Below are 26,480 nucleotides of genomic sequence, written 5' to 3' on the forward strand. Positions count from 1 at the left end.
TAATTGTTGTCCTAGATAGTATAAATATTACTTATCCTTAACAATAATGCAAACAAAAGGTTTTAGTCTTTTATTAGCGCACCCACTACACAAGCTTATGGGCATACCACTTTTTCCCTTTAAAACGCCAGGCAAAGATGATTCCCCGTGCACCCCATTCCACAATCATGGCCACCCAAACACCTATAATGCCAAAACCTAATGTAATTCCTAAAATATAACCAAGAATTACCCTAAGCAGCCACATCGACAGCAGCGATGCAATCGAAGTAAAGTTTGAATCTCCGGCTGCCCGTAATGCTGACGGCATGATAAAGCTTTGTGACCACACTATAGGCTGGGCAATGGCGGATATAATAATCATGGTAAAAATGGTTGGAATAATTTCATCCGGCGGATTGTACATTTTGATTAATAAAGGGAATAAAGGCAATATTACAGCTGCTGCAATCACAAAAAGGATGGCAGAAAACCCTAGCAGTGATTGAATTAACTTCCTAGCGTCTTGAATGTTCCTTCGTCCGATACACTGGCCAACCACCGTGACACTGGTAATGCCAAGTGCATTCGGCCCTATTTGAAATAACATGGCAAGAGAATTGGCGATGGCAAATGCTGTCAAAGCCGGGGTTCCGAGCTCTACTATAAAAGTTTGCGTAAGGAGCTTACCACCATTGAAAAAGATTTGCTCAGCGGCAAAAGGGAGGCCAATAAACATGATCTTTTTAAAAATGGCGTAGTCAATCCGACATACACTTTTTAATTGGAAATGGATCGTCTCATTGTACTTTACAATATAAATTAATGATGCCGTCGTTCCTAAGGTTCTTGCCACAATAGTGGAAATCACGAGGCCTTCCACACCCATTTTATATATAGAAATCAGCAAAACATTTAGTATTGTATTTGTTAAATTAAGAAATAGTGATAGCTTCAAGCACGGTTTCGTTTCTCCAACCCCTCTTAACGATCCGGTAACAGATTGAAAGATGGCGGTAAATGGATAAGAAATGCAACTGCCGATGAGGAATGTTTTTGCATTATTAAATACATCCTCTTCAGCGTTACCGAAAAGGGCGTTTAAGATCGGCATATGAAAATAAATGACAAGGACACTCACCAATACTGAAAATATGGTGGCTACATTTATGGCCTGCGTAGCTGTTTTGGAAACCATCAGTGTGTTCCCGCTGCCTTTATATTGTGCAACAATTACGGTACCTCCTGTCGCCACCGCGATAAATACATTTGCCAAGAAAATATTTAACGAATCGACCATACTAACCGCACTGACCGCAGCAACCCCCGCTGAACTAATCATCGCTGTATTTAATAAACTCATTAGGATTAAAAACGTCTGGTCTACAAATATTGGAATGATGATCGCAAATATGTTCTTGTATTCAATTGATTCTCCCGTAAAATATTTTTCTAACAAATTGATAGTTACATGTTTAATTTTCAGTAGTTCTAATTTCATTTTTATACAACACTTCTCTACTGGAATTTGATATTTTAGGAGTATTTGTTTTTAAATTCTTGGTTACTTTAATGATTACACACAACCTTAGTTTATCTAATGGACAAACTAAGATTTCGGAATGAGTCGGCTCTACTCTCTATAATAGATTATTACTAAGGTTATAAATCTGAATTTTACAACTATTTACATCGGTGGGAAACAATTAATTGGCAATTACCATTTATATTAAACTTTCTTAGCCCGACAGGGATGATTAAATGAGTTCCCTTTTGTAAAGAATATTTCTCACCATTGTTAACGAGAGAACCTTCTCCCTTAATTACACTTACTAATAAATATTTATTATCTATTAAAAATGTTGCATCACCTGTTACGTCCCAATGATATACTGAAAAAAATTCCGATTCCATAAAAGTAGTAATCGTAACATTTTCCCTTTTTTCAACTGTTGGAACGTTTTGGGTATGTTGATGTGGAACTGTTGTTACATCCATAGCTTTTTCTAAGTGAAGTTCCCGTATGTTTCCATTAGCATCTTTACGATCATAATCATAAACACGATAAGTGGTATCGGAGCTTTGTTGCGTCTCTAACACAAGCGTGCCTTCACATAAGGCATGGATCGTTCCGCTAGGAACAAAGAAGAAATCACCTGGCTTAATTTTCCTCTTGTGAAGCAGCGAGTCCCATTTTCCTTCGTTCATCAGTCGAATCATTTCTTCCTTTGTTTTTGCATTGTGACCGATTATAATATTTGCGTCCTTTTTACAGTCAATAATATACCAGCATTCAGTCTTACCTAATTCTCCGTTCTCATAAACCTTCGCATAATCGTCACTTGGATGGACTTGAACAGACAAATCCAAATTAGCGTCTAAAATTTTTGTTAAAAGAGGGAATACCTCTTCCTTTGGATTGCCAAAAAGCTCTGGTTGTTCTTTCCATAGCCTATCCAATGTGATCCCGGCATAGGGTCCATTTTCAATAATAGAGGGTCCATTCGGATGTGCGGAAATAGCCCAACATTCACCTGTTTCATTGGATGGCAACTCATAACCAAATTCATATTGCAATGCCCGTCCACCCCAAATTCTCTCTTTAAGGACTGGTTTTAAAAATAATGGCTGCACATTAATTCCCCCAGAATATTTAAGATCTACTTTCATCTTGAAGCGCTTGATAGGCAAGTAAAAGTGAACCTGTTATCCCTGCACGATTCCCTAATACAGGGCTTACGATATAACTTGAAAGATCAGGGAAGTTTACATATTGATTCATTAGCTCATCCAAATACTTATATATATAGGAAAATACTTGTTTTTGATTCATAACTCCGCCGCCAAGAATGATTCTTTTGGGGGAAAGAATCAAAATATATTGTATAAGAGCTTGCGCAATATAATATCCTTCTAAATCCCAAACCTCTTCTCTTTCAACAAGATTTACTCCTTTGTCTCCCCAGCGTTCCTCTATCCCCGGTCCTGCCGCGAGTCCCTCCAAACAATCACGATGGTACGGACAGCCCCCTTCATATTTATCATTTGGATGACGCGGTACGAGGATATGCCCCATCTCAGGATGGGAAAGACCTTGGAGCAATTTCCCGTGAACGATAGCTCCTGCTCCAATTCCGGTGCCGATTGTAATATATAAACAGCTGTCCAGACCTTTTGCTGCGCCCAGTGTTGCTTCAGCTAACGCAGCAGCATTCACATCTGTATTAAAGCCGACGGGTACTGAAAAGGCATCTTTGATTGCTTGAACAAGTGGATAGTTCTTCCATGCCGTCTTTGGTGTGGAAGTAATATAGCCGTACGTTGGGCTTTCCATATTTACATCTATTGGACCAAACGACCCAATCCCCATTGCATCTAAAGAATATTTTTTAAAAAAGTTAATGACCTCAGTCATTGTTTCATCAGGTATGGTGGTTGGAATCTGAATAACATCTGTGATGTTCCCAAATTCGTCCCCAACCGCACAAACAAATTTTGTTCCTCCTGCCTCGATAGCACCCAGCATATTCAAACCTCCATTTCGTTTCATGTTTACCGTTATCGTCGTAACTTCAAAATTTTTATATTTAGAGCTTAATAGCCTTTCCCCTAAAACATGGTGGTGTTTAAAAAGGGAAACGGAGCGAAAACCTGCGAGTTTACGAGATTAATTTTTTTAAAATTATTCCTAATGAAATACAGGACCTGGAATTGTTTGGTTGCTAGGAACAAGTCCATCAATTACGGGCCAACCATTTTTCCATTTAATCGGATCAATCATAAGTGGTCGTCTTGTAGCCCCATTTGGCAGTAATGGGTTATCTATATCAACTGCATGGTAAACCATCCAATCCGTACCATTATCATCTTTTATAATCGCGTTATGACCTGGGCCTGCAAATAATTTTTTTCCTTTGTCATTTGGAAAATTACCTGTTAGTACCAATGTTCCCCCACCTTGTAAAAGGTCAGTTCCGTCTTTATCTACAAATGGCCCCTTAATACTTTTTGAGCGTCCAACTGCCACATTGTAACCGCTCTTTTCTCCTTCACAACAAGTGCCTCTTGAACCAAAATAATAATAGAATTTACCACGCTTAATCATATATGAAGCTTCAAAGTCATTCCCTGCAATATGAAAGGGATCCCCTATGGTACTTAACCGGTCATCTGAAAGTTTAATCCCAAAAATTCCGTGAAAGCTTCCCCAGAATAAATAAGCTCTACCATCATCATCTTCAAAAACACATGGATCAATTGAATTTCCTACACCAATCGACCTGCTATCAAATAGTTTTCCTTGGTCTTTATATGGCCCCTCAGGAACATCCGAGACAGCAACACCAATTCCTGGATTACTATCCCCCCATACTGACATCGAATAATATAAATAATACTTTTTATTAAAATAACGAATATCCGGTGCCCAAAGCGATCCTGCACTTTTCGAATCCGGTTTTTTATCAAAGGCCTGCCCAACATATTTCCAGTTCACTAAATCTTTTGAACGGACAATAGGAATCAAACGCTCCCCTTTTTGATCTCCCCAGTCGTCTTCCGTACCAAAGGCATAAACATATCCATCTTTGGCTTTTATTATCGAAGGGTCAGCAATTACCGGTTCAAAAACAGGATTTTTATAGGTCAATTCTTTCTTTTCCATTGAAGAACAACTGCTTGCTATCAAGGCAATAGCAAAGCTGATAATCAAAGTAACGAATATCACTTTATCCACTATTTCTTCCTTTCTATCCAAGCTTTTTTTCAAACGAACCAGGAAATCAAAGATTATATTAAATCAATCTTACTTTTTAGGAGGATTCTTAATGTAAACAATCCCCATGAAGGTACTTCAACATGAATAGATCCATCCGGATTCACTTCCAGCGGATGGATATCTTTTTCAAGTAAGTCCATCTTCCATGCCTCTGTAATGTTCTTCCCTGGGAATGAAATTTTTGTGATTTGATTTTCACCAGAAATTTCTTGCAGCCTTATTAGCCAGCCGTCTTTCCACCTTGCCTTTTTAATCGTAATTAAAGCCACCTTTTCACCTTCAATAGACGCTAAGGTATTTTGACCATGTTGATGGTATGGGGATTTTGGAGTTCTAAAATCCTGAAAACTTATCCGATGTCCATATAAAGGCTGACGTTTTTCCCATCCCCATCGATAAGCGTCCTCTTTTTTAATTTTGGACTGACTTGTAATACTATAATGAAACGAAATTTTCCCTCCCTGTGAGGCATTATAGTTTGTATTCCAATAATTATTCAGGACGTATGAGAATATGCGGCTTCCGGATAAAGGTAGTTCTTTTGGCCAATTTCCCCTTACCATATCGCCTATACAGAATAGCGATATATCGGGTGAGGCAATATATACATCGATATCCTTCCCATCTACCAGAATCCCTGTTTGTAGCGGAAGCCATTCCTTACATCCTCCTGGCAATTGATCTTTATCCCAATTAACCCATCCGAGCTGCGAATCCGACATGGTTTCGGCTTGTCGGATGGATAAAGGAAACGCCACATAAACAGCCTCTTTTTCCAAACGTTCTTCTTTTTGATAAACAAAGGAAACATCAAAACTTTTTATGTTATCCAGCAATTTCCACTCGATCTCGATCGTTCCAAAAGGTACTTTTCCCTCTATTTTTATTGATTTTCCATAGACAAAGGAATGAATCTCATATTTTTGTAATGAAAAATCAGATAGAATGACCGCGTTTCCTTGTAATAAATCCATTTGGTTTCCAACAAGGCGGGTTCCTTCGCCTCCTTTGGCATAAAGGAATTGTCCAAAGCCCCATTTGTCTTCTAAATCGATTAGTTCCTTTTGCACCACTTTATCAAATGCGCTTGTCAAACAGCCTTTCTCTAAATCTATTACCAACCGGTAAAAGTCATTTTCTAAAGTAACGGTTTTGTCTAATTTTGCTTCTCCCATTACGTTCTTTTTTATAACTATTGCTTCATTGCCTATATCTGTTTCCTTTAATTCAACCCGGCGATAACTTAACCCGGGAACGTTCCCAAACCAAGATGCAACTATGGCCTGTGAGTTGGTTGTACTGATTAAGCGGGTTGGAATAACTTCTTCCGTTTCTGTATCAATCAACTGTTCATTTTGACCAATTTCAACGATAATCTCACCGCTTACAGGCCAGCTATGTGCATTGTAAACTACAATTTCCCTGCCATTGTTATTCCAATTTAAACTATGTCTTACCGCAGCTGTATGAAGAAGGCGTTTAGCCCATTGGCAGCCGTCTTTTGCAAAATGCTCTTTGATTGCCCACTGGTCTTGCTGCAACAAAGCATCGGGATCTGTCCCACTTAAAAAGGCCCCCCATGTATGTTCCACAAATTGGAGGTTAGCTCGCCAAGCTTGTTCAAATTGTTGTTGAGGAAATTCCCAGCCATCATTATGAATAACTGCCAATGACTCGAGTTTCTCCGCTGCCGGCAGCATTGCTTGTGCCTGCCTGATTTGTAAACTCGGGACAATCGTTGATCCTACCCCATCCTCCCAATAGGCCCCTCCATCCCCTTTAACTCTTTTAAATGAATCTCCAAAGTTGGATTCAACATATTCAAAGAATGTGTTAACATCACAGGCAATTAATGTTGGATAGGCAAAGGTTTCATTCCAAGTTCTTGTAAACTCTATCGGCTGCGGGTCAATATCGGTATTATCCGCTTCTTGACCATACAGCAAAACGGCATCTGGTTTATATTCATCGTTTTCGAACTCATCAAGCCACATTTGCAGCCCCCGTTCAGCCGCGCTGTTAATGGGAGGGCTACCGCAAACCTTGCGAAGCTCACAATACATTTTCGAAAGCCAAACAAGAACCTTGCCTCCGTTGACTCCTTCCCAATAAAAAGGAGAAACCTTATGCAGTCCCCCATTTAACCTGAAGGGACCACGGTCTTGATTATTGGCATGAACTAAATACTTGACTCCTGATCCCTCATAAATCGCTGGCAGCGCCCCTGAAAGGGAGGGAACATCCACGACAGCGTTAAAGCTTGCTCTTAGTTCTTTTGGCCTTAACAGTGATTCCGAATACTCTCCATTTCGGATCAGTTCTTCCAATGAGGCAAACTGGGTTAACAGGTCTACATAAGAGTGCGGGACCCCCAGCTTGCCTGCTTTAATAAACCTATGCAATTCATCAATTCTTTCTTTGCTTCTGGTAGCCATATAAGTTTCCAGCACCCAGGAGGCATCAAGGTGATAGGCAAATGTGGGAATACCCATGGTGGCCTTTTCTTCTTTTTTTAGAAATTCCAGCGCAGTGTCAATATTTCTGCATAATCTTTCCGCCACTTCCCACTGGCGATGTGTATAGCCGATATCTGTATGGGAATGAGGGGTGATATAAACCTTCCATTTACGCCTCCGCTTAAGCCTGCCTGTTTGGTAAAAATTTTTACCTGTTAGCTCATATTCAACGATGTCATCCCCATCACTCAGATGAAAGCTGGTAAAAAAATGGCCGAAGTTTTGTTTTGGGATACAAATGTTAAGTGTTTCTATCTTATTTATAAAGTGAAGTTTTAATGTCAAATCCGTTTCTTGAATAGGTTGATTTAATTCGAGATAGAAATAACATATTTCTACCAGGTCTCCACTGCTTGTTTTTTTGTAAAGTACCGACGGTTTGATAACCACTTTTTTAATAGCAGTTTTTAGCTCTTCATCAAGTCTTGAAAATGTAATAGATTGATAGATAAAACCAGCAGCATTTGCCATGCGGTCAAGTCGCTTCACTTTTTCCAAATTATCAATGAGGATAAATTCTCCTCCATCACGGCTTGTCAAAACAAGTGAATTTTCACCTTTAACAAGAAGCTGCTTCGGGATAATGATCTCCAATTCACCTTCCGAGTAGATTGTGGTATGTAAGCCTGAATGAAGAGTGATTTCACCTTTTTCCGATGGTTTTGGGCGTAAATATCCATTACCTTTCACCCCGTTAATAGCTACTTCTAGATAAGCTAGGCGTGGCGCTATGACAAGATAGTCAATTTTTAATTTGTAACTGCTGCTTGGTTCTTCATTCAAATGAAAATTAACTGTATATGGATATAAGCGGTAACCAGCATCCGGATCGGCCTCACTCGGATGGAACAGTGGCCATCTTTGTCCATCTGTGTCTTTGTTTACATTGAATACATGGTTGTAGAAAAGACTAGGCTGCTTATAATTGTCTATTAATTTTTTAGAGTGGCCCGATGGAGAACCAATTGACCATAAAAGAATTTCAACCATCCTAACAACCCCTTTATTCAAGAAATGGCACCATAAAAAATTTTATAGTGCCATTATGCTTATTGTTTAAAACCAAACTTTAAATGTCTTAATTTCATAGGGAGAGACTGAGAAAGAGAGGGTTTTTCCTTGATAGTCCGCCGGCATTTCTTCTTCCTCCATTAGATTGCATTCGACTGCTTTTCTGATCGGTTTTGCAAAGGTAACATTTGTTTTATTTCTAAATTGCTTATATTCATAGAAACGGACCACAATAGAATCATCGTCTTCCGCTTTTTTCACGGTTTCCAACAAAACATTATCACGATCAATTTCTGCAAATTGAAAGTCATCTGGCAAATTCCCGCTCGGATTTGCCTTAAGTTCAGCTGCCATTAATGGAACATTCAAATCATAGGCCTCTTTCACAATATCCCCCTCACGCCAATCTCCTTTATGAGGGACCAAGGTATAAGTAAATTCATGATTCCCGCGGTCAGCTGTTTCGTCTGGCTCGATTGATGATTTAATGAGTGTTAAACGTAAAACATTATCTTTTACATCGTGACCATATTTACAGTCATTTAACAAACTGACACCAAAATTTCCTTCGGAAAGGTCAACCCATTTATGTCCGACCACTTCAAACCGTGCATGATCCCAGCTTGTATTCCAATGAGTCGGACGCTCGATATTTCCGAACTGAATATCATAGGTTGCTTTTGTAGAACGTACGTTAACGGGAAAGGCGACCTTTAATAATGTTTGTTTTTCGTGCCAGTCCACTTTAGTACGGAAATCAATTCTTGGTGAATGTGTATAGAGGGTTATATATTGTGTAATAGTGGAATCATAAAATTCCCAAGTCAGTTTTAGGCTGCCCCTAACAGGACCTGCCTCATGGACCTGCACTTCTGCCAAACAATCAATCTCCCGCATTTTTTCCTGATAATACAAATCAATATCCCAAGCATCAAAATTCATTGGCTTATCTTCAAAGGTCTGCAGTACATTCCCCCTGGCCCCATCGGCGAGAACTTCTCTTTCTAATCGTTTATCAAACAAAGAGATGATCTGACCTTTTTCATTTAAGCGAATTTGGTAAAAGTCGTTTTCTAAATAATCCTTTGTCACGACCAGTCCAAATTTTTCAGCCGGGCGATTTACTAGTTTATATGATTTATATCCAAGCGCTGGTACATTTTTCGTTTGGATTAATAGCTTTTTATCTTGTCCATCTTGAATCACCTGAGCTGGCAATGGGTTGCCTTCTTCATCTGCAATGGTTGTCGTTTCAGTCAAAACAGGGGAAACAGGTAATTCTATTAAACTATCACGCTGAAAGGATAGCGAATTGTGGACAACAATGCTGTCCTGCCCTGTTTTAATATTTTGTTCAATCGAACCTTTTGCTTCTTTTAAAACGCCTTCTCCAATCGCTTGCACTGCCCGGTAATCATTCCGTGCATCCTCATTTACCTGACGGATGGACGAACCCGGCAGAATATCATGGAATTGATTCAGGAGCAGCATTTCCCAGCCCTCATTTAAGGTTTCATGAGGGTAATTTTCCTTATTTGTAAAATAATCCGATAAGGTGCTTAACCATTCAGCATTATGATAGGTAACTTCCGTTTTACGGTTAGCTCTTTTTAATACTGCCTGCGATGTATACGTCCCCCGGTGATACTCAAGGTATAATTCACCGTCCCAAACAGGTAACGCCTTATCCTTTACACGGTCTCTTAATCGTTCAAAATATGGTTCCGCTTTGTCCATTTGAACTTTCGGCAACCCAGGGAGGTTTTTCATGACCATGGCAGATTCAATCATTTCTTTTGTTGGGCCTCCGCCGCCATCCCCCCAGCCAAAGGCCAGTAACAACTCATCATTTACTTCCTTCTGCTGATAGGCATCCCAAATTCCTTTCACACTGGCAGGCTCCACCATTCCGTTGTACGTATAGGACCGTGCACCAACTTCTGGAGTCGTAATAAAATGAGTGAATATGTCCGTACCATCGATTCCACGCCATTTAAATGAATCAAATGGGAATCGATTATATTGATTCCAGCTAATTTTGGTCGTCATAAAGGCTTCAATGCCACTCTTCTTCATAATTTGCGGTAATGCCCACGAATAGCCGAATACATCTGGAAGCCATACAACCTTTGTATCAACACCAAATTCTTCTTTCATAAACCGTTTTCCAAACTGGATTTGCCGAATTAACGACTCTCCATTGGGAATGTTGGTATCAGGCTCAATCCACATTCCCCCTGTGATCTCCCACTCACCAGAAGCTATCTTTTCTTTCACCTTCATAAATATTTCTGGATAGTCTTCTTTTAAATATTTATATAATTGGGGAGAAGTATGGATGTATCTGTATTCCGGGTATTGGCGCATTAAATGCAATACAGTTGAAAAGGTCCTCGATGCTTTTTCCCTAGAATGAACCAGGCGCCATAACCAAGCCATATCGATATGTGAATGCCCTAAAGCAGTAACTAATGGTTTTAATTCTTCCATTTCGCCTAGTTGTTCTACTTTTATTTTTAGAAAATTATAGGCTTCTTGAATAGATTGATAGAAGCAATTTGAACCAGGTTTAATGAAATCAACCTTTAACATCGCATCATTCAATAATTTAAGCATCTTTGTTCGTCTTAAATCATTCTCATCGAGAACCTTTATTGTATTTACTAATGTATGGGCGAGATAAAAAAACTTCTCTGTTGGAACATCGGTACAGGCAAGCCTCGCCACTTTAAATCTGCGGCGGTCAGGCGGATTTAAAACACCGCTCCATGCTTTTATCGCAATATGGATTTCATCATTCAGCAAAAACTCAGACGGCAGCCATGCTTCCTCGTGCCATACGTCAATTCCCTGTAATGGAATCCCGTTTACATACAGCAAGGATTCGGCGGTGGATCCGCCGCCATCCCGCGGGCCTACTAAAAAGTGCAGGACCAAGCGTTCATCCTTCCATTCCTTTGGGATTGAAACGGTCGTCCTAAACCAGGCAGATTTATCATATCCGCCCCAATAATCACCAATTTGAAACCGTTCCCAGTTTTGGTCATCAAATTCTGGTTTAAACGCTTCTTTGTCTTCCTCGCCAAATTCCCACTCCTTATAACGAAAGGCAGGAATATCTTTTATTTCTTTGTAAATGTAATTCTGTATTTCGCCTATATATTTTTCAATCTTTTCAACTGTAAAATACAACCATAACACTCCTTAATTAAGTGATTCTTTTGACAATAGCAAAGGCTTTTTTCCTTCATTTATTTCGCGAATAAGCCTTGGGTCAACCTTTGGTTTTCGATCATATGTTAATAGACCATTAATTTCTTGCTCAACATCTGTAATTTGTGTATAACAGAATCCCTGAACAAGCGGCGATTCAAGTAAACTGGAAACTACTTGATAGTATCTTTCTATAAAATCATGATCGTTAGAGGCTGATGTATACCCCCACCCTTGCCAACTGCTTTTTTGATAAGCAATACCCCCAAACTCCGAAACCATAATAGGCTCACCTTGATAATGAAAGCCCGGGACAAATAAAAAGCGGTCTGCAGGAGTAAATTGCAAGGTATTCTCAACCTTGGAATACCGCTCTTTTAAAACTTTCTTTTCGCCTTCATAGTCATGGATGGTCAATATATCTGAAACTGTGTGTTCCCATCCGTCATTTGAAATGACTAACCGTGACGAGTCCAATGATTTTGTTAAATAGTACAAACTTAATAAATGGTTAGCCTGGCGGGGGTCTCTTTTTAAGCGGGGAGCACCCCAGCTTTCATTAATAGGCACCCAGGCAACAATGGAAGGATGATTATAATCACGCTCCACTGCTTCCTGCCACTCAGACGAAATTCGTTTTACTACATTATCAGTAAAGGTGTGACAATTAGCCATTTCCCCCCAGACGAGAATTCCTAATTTGTCAGCCCAGTATAGATAACGCGGCTCCTCTACTTTTTGGTGTTTCCTCACACCATTAAAGCCCATTTCTTTTGTCAGCTCGATATCTCTCTTTATATCTTCATCCGTCGGAGCAGTTAATAGACTATCCGGATAATAGCCTTGATCCAGGACGAGCTTCATATAATAAGGCTTATTATTCAGTTCGATCTTTCCATCGCTTATGGCTACTTTCCTCATTCCGAAATAACTGTCTACTTTGTCTATAAGTTCATTTCCAACTTTTAAGCAAAATTTAACGTTATATAGTTGCGGCTGTTCAGGGCTCCATAGCTTTCCTTCCCCGTTCTCGAAATCTTTTAACCTTACAGCGTGTTTATTCCTGCGTTGAACAAGGTCCACTTTCAAACATTCTTGAGCAACGATTTGATTTCGATAAGAAACTTCAATTTCTATTTCTTGGTTTTCCGTCCTATTTTGAACGAGATATTCGACCGTCACTTCACCTGAATCAATATTTGGCGTTAGTTTTACTTTTTCAATGAATGATGGATTCACTGGCTCTAGCCAAACCGTTTGCCAAATGCCTGTTGTCCGGGTATAAAAAATCCCTTTTGATTCCTTTTCCCAGTACTGTTTTCCACGAGGCTGTTCTAAGTCCGCTGATAAATCTTCAACCCTTACAACCACTTTATTTAATCCACTTAATAAAGCATCTGTAATATTGGTATAAAATGGAGTATGGCCTCCCTCATGGGACGTAACAAACTTTCCATTTACCCAAACTGCTGCACGGTAATCAACAGCCCCAAAATGGAGGTGTATTTGTTTCCCTTGCCATTTTTCTGGAACAGTAAAAGTTCTTTCGTACCAAACAACATCATGGAACTCCTTTGTCTCAATTCCGCTTAATGTTGTTTGAAATGCATACGGAACTGTGATTTGTTGCGGATAATGATGATTCAGATACCATTCTTCTTTTAGACCTATGTTGTTGTCATCAAAATCAAAATTCCATTGCCCGTTAAGGTTCAGCCATTCATTCCGCGAGAAGTCTGGTCTGGGGTATTCTGGTCTAGGTATTGGTTTTGTCATTCTACAGCCTCCTAGATCTTAATTTTTTAAGATTTTCAACGTTTATTGTTAGACTTTCATATGGATCACGTTCAAATTCCTCTTGCTCTACCGTGAACCATTCAATACCAAATTCATTTCCCACCTTAACAATTGAATCAAAATCAAGTTGACCATGGCCTATCTCTGTTCCCGCTTTTTGGCCACTTTCCAATTTCATATCTTTTATATGTAGTGATACAATCCGGTTTTTATATTTACGAATAATTCCTAATGCATCATGATCGGCAAAGCTGGCCCAATAGCAATCCAGTTCCATTTTCACCAATTCCGGATCTGTGTTATCAAAGAGCAGCTCCAGCCCTGTCTTCTCGCCAAATGTTTGAAATTCGAAATCATGGTTATGGTAACCAAAAATAAAGCCTGCCTCATGGCATTTTTGACCTATTTGATTCAAAAGCTCTGCAGACCTCTTATAATCATCCATCGTTTGCCTCATTTCCTTAGGAAGGGCGGGACAAATGATGAGCTGATTCTGAAGGGTATGATGATATTCAAGCGTTTTCTCCCATTCATCGTTTAATAATTGATGGACGCCAACATGTGCTCCAGCCACTAATGTTTTGTTCTCTTCTAATAATTTCTTGACTTGGTCTGCTGGGGTATCATAAAACCCGGCAAATTGAATTCCCTCATATCCTAGATTTATCACTTTTTGGAGCGTTCCCAAAAAATCCTTTTCTGCATCTTTCCATACGGAAAATAATTGTAAACCAATTTTACCCATTTAAACTCCTCTCCTTTTAAAGAAAGGGGCGGTAAATAGACCACCACCCCTTTTTGGATTTTTATTATACGAGAATGCTGTTACTTATTTTGATTGCTTCCCCTTTAAGAGCAGACTCATAAAGTCCATTGATAATTCGTTGGAGATAGACGCCTTGTTCAGGGGTACTTATTGGAGCGGTCCCCTCTAAACATGCTTCTACAAATCTCTTAAGCTCTAATTCATGATAATTTTGCTTTGGTAAATATGTTGGCGAAATATCAATCAATGAATCATGCTTCTCTTGATAGATTTTAAGGGGGAAAACATCAGCTCCGCCTTTGTCTCCCATTAAAGTTACATTCATTTCATCAGCCTTTTCAATATTGGCAGCAAAGGCAGATTCCAATAAAATCGACGCCCCATTTTTAAAGGTAATCATTCCACGGGCCATATCTTCGACCGAGAAGTTTTCCCAATCCCATGAACCCATGAGACCGACCCCCTTTTTCGTCCCAAGCTTCTGGTAGGTTACACCAAACACCGTATCTGGTTCAGGATAATCCATTAAATAAAGGGCCGTATCCAGCATATGCACCCCTATATCGATTAAAGGTCCGCCGCCTTGTAATTCTTTGTTCGTAAACACGCCCCAGCCCGGAATACCTCGCCGCCTCATCGCTATTACCCGTGCTGCATATATACCACCAAGCTCCCCGCCATCGATAAAACGCTTTAATACTTCAACTTGTGGAGAATGACGAAAATGGAAACCATATGTTAATATTTTTCCCGCCTTTTCAGCAGCTGCCGCCATTTCCTCCGCCTCTTTTGCCGTCATGGCTGGCGGCTTCTCACATAAAACGTGACAACCAGCCTTTAATGCACCTATTGTTGATGAATAATGGAATTTATTAGGTGTACAAATACTTACCGCATCCAGTTCAATTTCTTGAAACATTTCTTCATAATTTGAAAAAACGTGAGGAATATTAAAATCTGTTGCTAATTGTTCAGCCTTTTGTTTTACTACATCACATACCGCAACAATTTCAACCTTATCTCCGTACTTTAAATAGTTTGGCAGATGTGCATCCCTTGCTATGCCGCCGGCACCGATAATTCCAACACTTAATGTTTTCGCCATTTTAATCCTCCTTATTTTTTTAGCGGTAGGTTTATATTCATTATTTCTGCTGTTTCCACTCTTCGCCCTTGTTCATGTGATCGTAAGCATGCTTGATTTATTAATGTTAATCCTTGGACATCCGTTTTAGTGATAGCAGGTACTTCCTCACTGATAATGGAATTAACCCATTGTTCCATTGGCATTGGAAGTTTGTCTGGCAGAATTTCTGGAGTTTGCCACCCCTCATTTAATTGCCTGCTTTTTATACGAATCTTTGAATCTTCTATTAATAAAGTTCCTTCTGTTCCATAAAGTTCAAGCTGGAACGGACCTCCATATGATAGGAATCCCGTTTCAATCAATCCTAACGCACCATTTTCATATTCAATGATCGCGACAGAATTATCATCAACTTCATCGTTAAATTGTTGTTGTAACCTGGCGCTCACCGCTTTAACCGGCCCTCCCAAGCGATTAGTGAGATAAATCGGATGTGCCCCAAGGTCAATAAGGGCACCACCACCGCATTCCTCTTTATTAAAAAAGTGCTTAGGAAGCCATCCGTTAGGATTTCCTTCTATGGGAACAGCACCATTATGTGCTAACCGGCAACGAATGGAAGTTAGTTTTCCCAGCATGCCTTGGTCCAAGACTTGTTGAGCATATAAATAATAATTTTCAGTTAACCGAGGTAATGAAACCATCAATTGCACATTATTTTTTTCAACCACATCGTAAATCTCTTTACAATCCTGTAAGGTAAAAGCAAGTACTTTTTCTGTAAATATATGTTTTTTATTTTCAGCGGAGAGCATGATAATCTCTTTATGAAGATTAGTAGGCGTATCTACAATGACAGCATTAATTTCCGGATTGGTTAAAACCTTCATTAAATCCTGTTCAAAAGGAACATTCATCTTTTTTGCCCACTCTATGCCACGCTCGATATTTTCATCCCAAACTACTCTAATCTGAAGGTGTTCATTTTCGATTGCCTGGCGTGCGTAATCGTCTGCATGAACATGCCACTTACTTAATAAGGCAACATTGATCATTTATAACCCTCTCCTTCTCAAGATTATCTTTTAGATAATGGTCTCCTCCGATAATGGTGCAACAATCACTTGAACACCTCTATCTTCAATTTCCTTAAGGATTTTTTTATCTGTCAAATCGCTCGTTATAAAAATATCTGTTTCTTCAAAATTGCAAAAAGTGGTTAATCCAGCTTTTTCAAGTTTGCTATGGTCTGCCACAACGACAATTTTTTGTCCCGCCGAAACCATTCCCCTTTTGATCTCGGCTTCAAATAAATCAGAACTAGTGAACCCCTGTCTAAGAGAAATTCCTGATGTACCTAGAAAAACAAAATCAGCACTGTATTTTTTTAACTCTGTTTCGGCTTGTGGTCCAACAAGGCTCATTGAATTTCTGCGTAATTCCCCTCCCAATAGATAGATAGATGCCGTTTCATCTTTGCTACATTCCTCAGCAACATTTATTGCATTTGTAATAACAGTTAAGCTTGCGTTAGCTGGCAGGTGTTTTCCTACAAACCAGGTTGTTGAACCTGCATCCAAAATAATAATCTGCCCTTCTTTTACTAAACTCGCGGCAGCTCTTCCTATTAGTTCCTTTTCGAGGGAATATTGGCGCTTTCTTTCATCTACAGGAGGAACGACAGGCACATTGGCTGCATCTTCAATTAAAATGGCACCGCCATAGTTTTTCTCTGCAATCCCAGCCTTTTCCAGCCGAACTAAATCTCGACGAATCGTCTCTTCTGATACATGCAGTAATTCAACTAAATCAGAAACCTTTACACTTTTATTTTTTAATAGCAAATCTTTTATAAACTTGCGTCGTTCTGCTACTATCATTTTTCTAAACCCTCATTTCGACATCGATTATTTCTAAAATTTGCTGGAATTCAAATTTCACTAGCTAATCCTTTAGCAGATGCGTAAGACAAGATGAGATCAAATTTAAAATCCCACATTAAAAGCTTATCTTACCCATCTGCTAACTCAGGGTGCATTATGGGGATGAGTGCCAGAAGACTCTCATCTGAATTATTTTATTCTACCCACTCCAGTAAATTTGTTTCCAAAACGTCCTTAAATGAATCTCTTGGAATCCGGAAAGTTTTAATTTCTGATGGATTAAACTCTGCTTTAATCGATCGATTCCATTTTGGCAGTTGAATAACTGCTGTTGTCCCATTATTAGCCGTTTCATAAGCACGAATAATAAGATCGTCATTATCTTCTGCCTTCTTTACAACACTTACAATAACGTTATCCACATCGACTGTAATAAAAGAATCGATTTGCGGAAGAGAACCTTTATGGTATGTTTCAATGATACTGACTGGTTTTTGGTTTAATTCCGCTGCACGTTTTACTGTACCAGCCGTTTCCCAATTTCCTGTATGGGGGAGCATAGAGTAAGTAAATTTTTGAATTCCTTGGTCAATGAATGAGTAATGCCCATCTTTTTCTGGAACGGTTGGATCATGATGTGCATAAATAGGACTTCGTAAAATGGTAATGCTCATTTCTTTGTTGTGGATATCAAAACTATATTTACCATCATTCATGAGACTCAATCCGTACATTTCTCCCGTGTGCAGATGAGTTCCAGAAATATCAATCCAGTTTTGTCCTGGTTCTTCCTCGCCATTACACTCTCGTACAATATGTCCATACGGAATTTCATATGTAGCTTTTCTAAAGATGATGTTAACTGGAAATTTAATCTTTAATAGTTTAAATTGTTCTTGCCAATTTAACGTACAATGAACATCTATTTGGTCCAATTCTTTATACATGGTAAATTCTTGTACAAGTGTAGATTTTCCATACTCACTTGTCACACGAATTACTGATTTTACTGGACCTGATTCGACAAGCTTGGCACTTTTGGCTTTAAAAGTACCAACTTCGTTTTTGTATTGAAGAACGTTATGTGACCATGTATCACTCCTATCCTCGATAACAACAGGTCGTGCAGCGGGTCCATCAAGCAATTCAAGATTCTTGATCTTATCAAACAGACTTTTTATAAAACCCGTAACAGGATCAATTTCGATTCGAAAAGCATCATTTTCCAAGACATGGTCAGTTGCCTTGATTGTTGGGTACTCTTTTGTAACTTCAGAACGAATAATTTTATAAACACGGTAGCCCATGGACGGAAGATCAGCAATAAAACTTATCCGGAAGCGGCCTCCAGCTGTTGCCTGAGATTGGACAGTCTGTATGGGAATTTGGTTTCCTTCCTGATCAACTAGAATATCCCCTTCCCTTAATCCGCCTACTTCAAGTTCAACGTTTACTTTACTGTTCCATGAATGTGGATTAAAGACAACAATCGGCTTCATTCCAGCTTCTTCTTCAATATCGATTCTCCAAGATAATGATTGAAGGGCATAATTCAATCCCCTAGATGCAATGGACATGGCTTCGCCATGCATATTTCGGGCATCGTCATAAGCAGCTTCTAGACTGGTTCCTGCTAATATATCGTGGAATTGATTAAACAATACATTTTTCCAAGCACGGTCATATTCTGATAATGGATACTTTTGCCCTGTTATCCAGTTTGCAATTGCCGAGAATTTTTCCGCTTTTTGCAAAAGATTTTCTGCTTCCCGGTTCCATTTTTTTATCCCCGAATGTACGGCATAACATCCGCTGGCATGATGCTGCAAGTCATCATGTACGACAGGGAATGGAAGATTCTTCTTCATGATTTCATCAAAGAATTGGTTTGGAGTACTAAATACCAAATTAGGGAGCTTTAGGTCACGATCAAGCTTTTTAATACTCTCTATATTTTCCTTCGTTGGGCCTCCGCCATGATTACCAACGCCATAAAAACACATCAAATCGTTAAACGGTGCTTTTAATTCCCCCGTGTTTCGACGAACATGCTTCTCAACGTCCTTACCCCATGTACAGTATTCAAATGGAATTCGGTAAGCTAATACTCTCGATTGATCGTCTGATTCCCACCAAAATAGTCTTCCGGGAAGACCTTTCTCCTGTGGACTTGGACGCATAAAAATATAGTAGTCCATTCCGCTTTTCTTTAAGATTTGCGGCAGCATTCCATGATGTCCAAAACTATCCACGTTGTACCCAACTTTGGCTGTCACACCAAACTTTTCTTGAAAATACCTTTGACCATACAGCCCCTGGCGTACAAACGATTCTCCACTTGGAAGATTACAGTCCGGCTGAATCCACCAGCCGCCGACGATCTCCCAGCGGCCTTCTTTTATCCGCTGTTTGATTTCTTCAAACATTTCAGGCTCATTATTTTCAATCCACTCATAATTCGCTGCGGAACTATTGGTAAAAACAAAGTCCGGGTATTCTTTCATTCGGTCAAGTGCGGAACGGAAGGTTGCTTTTGTTTCTTGAAATCCTTCCTGCCATTGCCAAAGCCAAACAGGATCAAGGTGGGCATTCCCAATCATATGTAATGTTTTTTCTTTCATAATAGGCTGTCTCCTATCCTTGACAACTGTCATTTTCTCTTTCAACACGGTTCCCTCCAAATATAGGTTGATCCTTAATAGAAACAAGTGCCTCTGCCTGTTGACCGAAATAATGGTCTCCTATCGTTAAATCGACTGCAATTCTTTCTCGATATCGTTTTGTTCCTTCGGGAACGGTTATACCTGCCGTAAATTGAGTGAACTCCTTACCCGCCAGTTTCTTACTGAAAACATCGTTTTCTGCATGCCAGCCTTTAGGGAGAATCAATTTTGCCACTGCTTCTTTTTCTTCAGCATACGGATTTTTTATTTCAACCGTTATCTGAAAGGTCTCTCCAGCATGAATAGTAGTTTGATAGGGTTGAATTAAAGCCCCAAAACCTTCTGTTCCAAAATCAACATCCTCCAATGGTAATAACTCCTGATGAAGACGCTCTAGCGCTTTGCCTTTATCTTCTATTTTTTGAAGATACTCCTCTGTTATATATACTGGGTCCCAATGTCCGGAAATAAGAAAATCAGGCTTCAGATTTTTATATAATTCTGCACTGGCGATGTAGTCAGTTATCCGAAACTTGTTCTGATAAACGTAGTTAAAATCCTCTATTTCTGAATATTGGTCACCGATGGCTAGTACCTGTTTTCCATCAACCTCAAAATGGATGGCAGCCGCGTACAAGGTGTGGCCCGGATGTTCATATATCGTGAATTCATATTCCTCCCACTTGATTTTTTCCTCAAGAGGCAGAACCTGATCCACTTTAATAGGATCGTACCAAATACAAGGCAAATTGTATTTCTTTGGGGTTTCCAAGATATCCGAAAAGTTTTCAGGACACCATACTTCGGTCCCTTCGATTTCCCTTAATAAATTCATTCCTGCCACGTGGTCATCATGAAAATGTGTTGGAATGACCACATCAATTTTTTCAACATTATACTGTTTTTTTAATGTTGAGATCGTATATAACCAAGGTCTCCTCGATGCACGATCACTCCCTGATGCAATCCCGCCAATAAAATCATACCCAAAATCAATGACTAACGCTTTCCTGCTTTCAGAAAGGAGCACGTATGAATGCGACATGCTTGTTCGATTTTTCAGTAAATGTGGTGTTATGGGTTCATATGGAGTCTTGCGAAGTTCGTGGAGTCTTGGATTTTGCTTTCGCTGTTTCATAAGCTCTGTTAATCGTTCAATTAAGAGATTCATAGCCTCTACGGGAGCTTGCATTACCTTTCCATGTGAAGGGAGAAGCATATCGGGATTCCGCTCTTTTAAATCCAATAAAGAAAGCGTAGTTAATGCCAGTCCCTCCCCTCCGTTATAGGACCACTGGGTTGCCGCCAAGGACCATAGTTTTCCCGGAGCATAGATTAAATCTCCTGAAAAGGCCATTTTCTTTCCATCCATTTCAGCGAAAATCGTAATCGACCCAACGGTGTGTCCTGGGGACGGGATAATGGAGAATTGAATTCCATTCATCAGATGAGTAGTGTAATCTTTTAATGTTTGATAGAAAGGAACCGAATGAAGCAGCGAAAAACGATCCTGTCTCATGTTATAGTTATTATCTATCACTCTTGCTTTCCATTGTTCATCTGCTTTTCCAAATAGATCCTGTTCCCCGTGCGGGACCCAAATCCGAATCCCTTCTTTAACCGCGAGGTCCAGGCCTTGGGCTTGATCGCGATGATGGTGGGTCATCAGAATGTCCGTTACTTTTTCCACCCCAATTAAATGCAGGTAATCTAAGACATCCCCGTTTCCAAAATCAATTAAAATTGCTTTCTCTTCCTTTTTAATTACATAGACATTACAGGTACTTTCATATAGGAAAAGACTAGCAGTGATTTGCTTCATAATGACGACCCCTTATAGTCTTCAACTTTGTGCTTCGCGTAACCAATTAATGGCAATAGGATGGTTCCAGCAAAGCGCTTAGGATGTTTTTCCACTTCACTTGTAGATTCATGCAGCCAATTGAGCAAACTTCCTATTTCTTCTTTTTGTTCCAATGCCCTCAAAATACCAATGGCTCTTCTGCCTGCCCATGCCCAGCTTTCCATCAATTCAATCCACGGCAAAAGATTATTCCGTAAAGCATAATTTGTTAACCTGAACTTTAAGTGATATCCCGCTTCATCCAGAAGATCCAAATATTGATAAAGTTCTGCTAGGGCTTGGCTGGTTAATGCAGATTCTCCAGAACGAAGGGACTGAAGTGCATTTGTTGTGAGTGTATCAAGCCTCTGTGCTTCTGGATAGCCAAGGCATGAATGTAATGAATTTTCGGCGAAGGTTTTTAATGCATCATAGTTTTCATCACTGCCAACTGTTTTCAAAGCCTTTTCCCATGAGGTCCGCGGGTCATAGCTTTCTGGATTTTCGAAGTAATCCGCAAAAGTCAGCAGGGGAATTTTAGATGCCTCAGCTTGAGGCATGGTATTGACAATAAATCCTTTACAAGTCTTTGAAAGGGATGCCGCTCGGCCCGCAATAGGACCAATATGCATTTCAGCTGTCATCCCTAAGTCATTAACCGGATAGTTATCCCAAATTATTGGTTTTCGTTTAACAGCATCTGCAAATTCAGCTGTATCCTGTGCGGTTATTTCTTTTGAACAAATTTCAGGACCTGTATAACAAATATCAATTTCCGGGTGTAACCCCTTGCCAATTTCAAAAATATAATCACTAAACGGCGCCTTGCCATGGTAATCCGTTGGGCAAATCGATAATTTGCAGTCTTGATCAAGTGCTTTTAGCCAATGGTAAAGTTTATTGGTCAACACCACATGTGCTTCACCATAGCTTTTGAAAATTCTTCGTTCTTCATCATATTGAAATTCTGCCTTTATATCATCAAGCATAATCATAAACGTCCTCACACCGATTTCATAAAAGGCTTTAAATTTGGAGGAAATATGTTGAAAGTCTTCTTCTGATGCGTAATTGATTGAAACACCAGAGCCGATGGAATAACAAAAGTCTATCCCCAGTTTTTTGGAAAGGGCTGCCGTTTCGGCAAACTGTTCCATAATAAAATCAGGATACGGCTCTCTCCACCTTGCTCGATGCTGCCGGTCATTTTTTGGACCATAAACGTACAAGTTATATCCATTTTGAGAAAGAAAGGATAGTAAATCATTACGTTCAGGTGCCGTATAAAAGGCACCATAAAACCCTTCTACTACTCCTCTTATCTGAAATAAGGAATTATTCATCATGAAAGCTCCTTTTTTAAAGGTTGAATGTTTCAGCCTGATTTGCACTCCCCAAATATTCTTAGTAATAGTCTCCTTTAATAGAATTAATTTGTTACTTCATGTTGAATCGTTTGTTTAATATATTGTGAGATAACATGATTCACATACATATGTACATCTTCTACAACACCATAATTACTAGATGAAATAATAAGCGAAAGGTCTGAAAAATCCTTCATTCTTCCTTCTCGGCTGCCAATTAGTGAAATTACTACAGCGCCATTGTCTTTGGCGTACCGAAAAGCACGAACAATATTTTCTGACGCACCTGATACGGATAAACCAATCACTACATCCCCTGGATTAAGGAAATTTTTTAACTGTTCAACAAAAATCTCTTCATATTCAACGTCATTCCCATACGCTGTAATTAATGAAATATTATCAGTCAATGCAATCAGTTTATAGCGTATGCTATTCCCCACATTAACCCCCTTAACAAAATCACAGGCCCAATGGGATGCACTAGAGGCGCTGCCGCCGTTTCCAATAAGAAAAATTTGCTTTCTATTTTTTCGTGCTTCCTCCATTGTTTCGTAGATTTTACAAATAACATCTAAATCCAAAGAATCAATTGTCTCTAAGAATTCCTTTTTATAGTGATAATAATAGGAAGCAAACATGTGCTGAACCTCCCCTACCCATAAATTATCAATAGCTAAATTCATCCAAGTAAATCAAGCTGGCTGCTCCGATTAATCCTGCTTCAAGGCCTAGTCCTGTTGTAATAATGGGGATTGATTTATTGGTTTCACTTATAACAGAATTTTCAAGAACTTTGTGTATGGATGGTTTAAGCAGATCCAATGACTGACTTACACCACCGCCAATAAAAATAGCTGCAGGATTTAGTAAATTAATAGCATATGAAAATGCTCTTCCAAGATGATTCCCTGCCAAATGATAGATCGCTAACGCCGGCTTTATACCTTCATATGCAGCTGCTGCTGTATTTTCAGCAGAAATGGATAATTTTCTTCTATTAAAATAGGCTGCAAGACCTCCGTGTTTATCCTGCTCTATTTGCCGTTTTGTTTGATCAGCTATCGCCTTACCGGAGCTATATGCCTCTAAGCAGCCCCTATTTCCGCAGGAGCATTGATAACCGTTTTCCCACTCTACTACAAAGTGTCCAATCTCACCGGCTAGAAGTGAATTTCCTTCCACCAGCTGGTTATTTAGAATCAGTCCCCCGCCAATCCCGGTACTTATTGTGACCCATAGGAAGTCATTAAAATTTTTCCCTTTTCCAAACAATAGCTCCCCAACTGCGCATGCATTTACATCATTAGCAATTTGCACACGTTTATTCGGCCAAAACTGTTGGATGATCTCCCGAACATTAATATTTCTCCATCCCAAATACGGGGCATGAATAAGCAAGCCTTTTTTAGAATCCACTAGCCCAGGGGCATTAACACCAATTCCTAAAATGGTTTTTATATTGGCCTCCAGCAGAAGGTTTTTAGCTGCATTAATGCACTTCAATAAATGTTCCTCTGGGGAACTTAGAATATCTGTTGGAAATTGATATTTTGCAATCGGTTCCCCCTGTGAGTTTACGAGACCGATTAATGTTTTGGTACCGCCTATATCCATCCCAATCACAACGGGTTGATCCATTCCTATCTATCCCCTATTCACTGGACTGAAATTAATACTTACGCAACCTCTTGTAAGCTTACACCCAGGGATTAACCCTTTGATCCAGATGTTAAATTCATGCCTTCGATAAAATATCTTTGGAATATAAAGAAGATAATAATAACCGGGAGTAAAACAAGTAATGAACCTGCCATTAGATAGTTCCATTGAGTCTCGAGCTGCCCTTTAAACACTTGGAGACCTAATTGTAATGTGTAAAGAGAATCATCGTTAATATAGAGCAATGGCCCCAAGAAATCGTTCCATGTGCCATTAAATGAGAAAATCGTTATCGTAGCGATTGCTGGTTTGGCAAGTGGAATCATAATTCTTGACCAGATATAAAAGTGGTTTGCACCATCAATTTTTGCTGCTTCAATCAATTCATTCGGAATCCCTAAATAAAATTGACGGAGTAAAAAGATATTAAAGGCGCTTCCAAAAAAGGAAGGTATTATTAACGGAAGATAAGTGTTCAACCACCCCATTTTGGAGTACATGACGTAATGGGGAATCATCGTAACAAAGCCTGGTATCATCATGGTTGCTAATACTGCGGCAAATAAAACGTTCCGACCTTTAAAGCGGATCTTCGCAAAACCATAGGCAATAAATGAGTTTGATAGAACATTGCCAATCACCACACACAGTGAGATTATGATCGTATTGAATAAATAGCGTGTAAACGGAGCGGCTTTCCATGTATCAATATAATTTTCAAAATGCCATTCTTTTGGGATGAACGTTGGAGGAAATTGCATGATTTCTCCCATACTTTTTACCGACGTGGCAAACATCCACCAAACAGGAGACAATATTAAAATGCTGCCCAGTATGAGAATAACGGTGATAATGGTTTGTGACATCCTTTTTCGAGCTTTCACACTTTCGAAGTATAATGTTTTCTTATTTGATATTACACTCATTTCGGCTCATCCCCTTCATAGTGCACCCATTTAGGAGCTAACTTTAAGTTAATAACAGTTAAGATTAGGACAATGAAAAACAGAATCCACGACATTGCCATAGCATATCCCATATCAAAAGATTTAAATGCTTTGTCAAACATGTGTAAGTTGTAGAAAACAAGAGAGTTTGCCGGTCCTCCAAGTGAAGTTCCACTGCTGCTTCCACTTGTCATGACGTAAGCTTCCTGGAAAACTTGGAATCCTCCAATTAATCCTGTGACTACTTCAAAGAAAATGACAGGGGAGATCATTGGCAGGGTAATATGTCTAAAACGTTGAAAGACATTAGCGCCGTCTATTTCTGCCGCTTCATAAAGTGATTGGGAAACCCCTTGTAAACTTGCCAAGAACAAAAGCATGCCGCCGCCAAGACTCCAGAGTCTCATAAAGATTAAAGCAGGTTTTGTCCAATTTGGATCCAACAACCAGGCCGGACCCGTTATTCCTACCCAAGATAGAACGGTATTGACCAGACCAGAATCCGGATTTAATAATTGCATCCAAAGTAAGTAAACACCAACACCTGATAATACAGCCGGAAGATAAAAAATTGTACGGAACAGCCTCATGCCTGGTATCCCTTGGTTCAATAACAGTGCCAATAACACGGCACCAGCAGTTGCTAAGGGTACCGATATCACCACATAATAGAGTGTATTCCATAGTGACACCCAGAAAAGGTCATCTTGGGTAAACATGCGGATATAGTTTTTAATTCCAATAAAGTCCATTCTTGAGGTTATATCATAGTTCGTGAAGCTGGCATATAGTGAAAACAACATTGGCCCAGCAGTCAAAAGGAGAAATCCTATTAGCCATGGGGATATGAAAATATATCCGTTCAGCCCTTCCCGTTGCTCGAGGGTCATATTTTTGTGGGATTTCTTTATTTTTGTTTTTGTACCAGTCTCTGTCGAAATCTCAGATCGCATCATTTTCTGTCCTCCT

General features: G+C 39.5%; 18 protein-coding genes. All 18 read right to left on the bottom strand.

Going from position 1 to position 26,480, the window contains the following annotated elements:
• Positions 1-85: 85 nt before the first annotated feature.
• The 18 genes from LC455_RS14135 to LC455_RS14220 all read right to left on the bottom strand — a co-directional run bounded on the left by LC455_RS14135 (position 86) and on the right by LC455_RS14220 (position 26,467).
• A complete protein-coding gene (locus tag LC455_RS14135; RefSeq protein ID WP_223591730.1) occupies positions 86-1,480 on the bottom strand; it encodes an MATE family efflux transporter in 1,395 nt (464 codons plus the stop codon).
• Positions 1,481-1,662: 182 nt separating this feature from the next.
• Positions 1,663-2,649 carry a mannose-6-phosphate isomerase, class I gene (gene manA, locus LC455_RS14140; RefSeq protein WP_263297789.1) on the bottom strand — a complete coding sequence of 329 codons (987 nt, stop codon included), beginning with the start codon at positions 2,647-2,649 and terminating at the stop codon, positions 1,663-1,665.
• Complete coding sequence (locus LC455_RS14145) at positions 2,633-3,505, bottom strand: ROK family protein (RefSeq protein ID WP_223591731.1); 873 nt, start codon at positions 3,503-3,505, stop codon at positions 2,633-2,635. Before LC455_RS14145 ends, manA begins: the two co-directional genes overlap by 17 nt.
• A 162-nt stretch (positions 3,506-3,667) precedes the next feature.
• Entirely contained in the window at positions 3,668-4,714 is a 1,047-nt protein-coding gene (locus LC455_RS14150) for a family 43 glycosylhydrolase (protein ID WP_223591732.1), read from the bottom strand.
• A gap of 53 nt (positions 4,715-4,767) precedes the next feature.
• A complete protein-coding gene (locus LC455_RS14155; protein ID WP_223591733.1) occupies positions 4,768-8,262 on the bottom strand; it encodes a glycosyl hydrolase-related protein in 3,495 nt (1,164 codons plus the stop codon).
• A 66-nt stretch (positions 8,263-8,328) separates the two neighbouring features.
• Positions 8,329-11,475, bottom strand: a complete 3,147-nt coding sequence (locus LC455_RS14160; RefSeq protein WP_223591734.1) for an alpha-mannosidase — start codon at positions 11,473-11,475, stop codon at positions 8,329-8,331.
• Positions 11,476-11,487: 12 nt separating this feature from the next.
• A complete protein-coding gene (locus tag LC455_RS14165) occupies positions 11,488-13,272 on the bottom strand; it encodes a glycoside hydrolase family 2 protein (RefSeq protein WP_223591735.1) in 1,785 nt (594 codons plus the stop codon).
• 1 nt (position 13,273) lies between these two features.
• Positions 13,274-14,038 (bottom strand): sugar phosphate isomerase/epimerase family protein, encoded by a 765-nt coding sequence (locus LC455_RS14170; protein WP_223591736.1) that lies wholly within the window; start codon positions 14,036-14,038, stop codon positions 13,274-13,276.
• A 64-nt stretch (positions 14,039-14,102) separates the two neighbouring features.
• Positions 14,103-15,164, bottom strand: coding sequence for a Gfo/Idh/MocA family protein (locus LC455_RS14175; RefSeq protein ID WP_223591738.1), 1,062 nt, complete (start codon positions 15,162-15,164; stop codon positions 14,103-14,105).
• Positions 15,165-15,175: 11 nt separating this feature from the next.
• Positions 15,176-16,201: a Gfo/Idh/MocA family protein gene (locus LC455_RS14180; RefSeq protein WP_223591740.1), complete on the bottom strand. Its 1,026-nt coding sequence runs from the start codon at positions 16,199-16,201 to the stop codon at positions 15,176-15,178.
• Positions 16,202-16,231: 30 nt separating this feature from the next.
• Positions 16,232-17,026 (bottom strand): DeoR/GlpR family DNA-binding transcription regulator, encoded by a 795-nt coding sequence (locus LC455_RS14185; protein ID WP_223591741.1) that lies wholly within the window; start codon positions 17,024-17,026, stop codon positions 16,232-16,234.
• Positions 17,027-17,223: 197 nt separating this feature from the next.
• Positions 17,224-19,650: an alpha-mannosidase gene (locus LC455_RS14190; RefSeq protein WP_223591742.1), complete on the bottom strand. Its 2,427-nt coding sequence runs from the start codon at positions 19,648-19,650 to the stop codon at positions 17,224-17,226.
• 13 nt (positions 19,651-19,663) lie between these two features.
• Positions 19,664-21,514 carry an MBL fold metallo-hydrolase gene (locus tag LC455_RS14195; protein ID WP_223591743.1) on the bottom strand — a complete coding sequence of 617 codons (1,851 nt, stop codon included), beginning with the start codon at positions 21,512-21,514 and terminating at the stop codon, positions 19,664-19,666.
• Positions 21,511-22,878 (bottom strand): protein O-GlcNAcase, encoded by a 1,368-nt coding sequence (locus LC455_RS14200; RefSeq protein WP_223591744.1) that lies wholly within the window; start codon positions 22,876-22,878, stop codon positions 21,511-21,513. The genes LC455_RS14195 and LC455_RS14200 overlap by 4 nt, the downstream gene beginning before the upstream one ends.
• Positions 22,879-22,964: 86 nt before the next feature.
• Positions 22,965-23,543 carry an SIS domain-containing protein gene (locus LC455_RS14205; RefSeq protein ID WP_223591745.1) on the bottom strand — a complete coding sequence of 193 codons (579 nt, stop codon included), beginning with the start codon at positions 23,541-23,543 and terminating at the stop codon, positions 22,965-22,967.
• Positions 23,544-23,571: 28 nt separating this feature from the next.
• Entirely contained in the window at positions 23,572-24,543 is a 972-nt protein-coding gene (locus tag LC455_RS14210) for an ROK family protein (protein WP_223591746.1), read from the bottom strand.
• 71 nt (positions 24,544-24,614) lie between these two features.
• Positions 24,615-25,490 (bottom strand): carbohydrate ABC transporter permease, encoded by an 876-nt coding sequence (locus LC455_RS14215; protein ID WP_223591747.1) that lies wholly within the window; start codon positions 25,488-25,490, stop codon positions 24,615-24,617.
• Positions 25,487-26,467, bottom strand: a complete 981-nt coding sequence (locus LC455_RS14220) for a carbohydrate ABC transporter permease (protein ID WP_223591748.1) — start codon at positions 26,465-26,467, stop codon at positions 25,487-25,489. The genes LC455_RS14215 and LC455_RS14220 overlap by 4 nt, the downstream gene beginning before the upstream one ends.
• Positions 26,468-26,480: the final 13 nt, after the last annotated feature.

Source organism: Neobacillus bataviensis, assembly GCF_019969725.1.